This window comes from Mycobacterium sp. 852002-51163_SCH5372311 (assembly GCF_001667115.1).
GTDB lineage: Bacteria > Actinomycetota > Actinomycetes > Mycobacteriales > Mycobacteriaceae > Mycobacterium.
The window spans coordinates 1-596 of the sequence record NZ_LZIJ01000119.1; the positions used below are offsets into that span (position 1 = coordinate 1).

Consider the following 596-nt stretch of genomic DNA (forward strand, 5'->3'; position numbering starts at 1 on the left):
ACCGCTTCGGCCATTCCTCAAAGCCGTAGTGTGGATAGCTTCGAGGAAAGTTCTGAGTTCGGTGAGCCGGAGTCTATGCGGCCACCCAGCGACTACCACCTCATGGGCTACACCTTCAAGGACTACGACAAGGCAAGCCGCTGGACGTGGAAATTCTTGCGGGACAGCACCGCTGAGCAAGTCCGCGCAATCGCCAACTACGCACTGGAGGCCGACAACCGTCTGACAACCGGCACCATCCTGCAGCGGCTGTTTGACCCAACGCAGGAAGCCAACGAGTGGTCGCATCCGGTTTATGGCCTGTACAACGGTGACACAATGGTTCCACCGGCCTATCTCGGCAAGCAGTTTGCGGCGGCGCACCAGCACTACCTCGTTTCCGGTAGCGCCACCATTGATTCCGGAGACCTCGAAACTGCCGTTCGCCATGTGACCGAGCACGGTTTCGGCACTGAATCAAACTCACGGCTGTTGGCGCTGATGAACCCGGCACAGGCGGAAGTGGTGTCAACCTTCAAAGCTGGCGAAGAAAACGCCAGCGGCATTATTGCCAAACACGACTACATTCCGTCCGCTGGCGCTCCGGCCTACTTGCA

1 pseudogene is annotated in these 596 nt (G+C 58.6%); it reads left to right on the top strand.

From position 1 onward, the window contains the following. Nucleotides 1-75 precede the first annotated feature (75 nt). Nucleotides 76-596, top strand: a pseudogene (locus tag A5791_RS14910) (hypothetical protein); the annotation flags it as partial.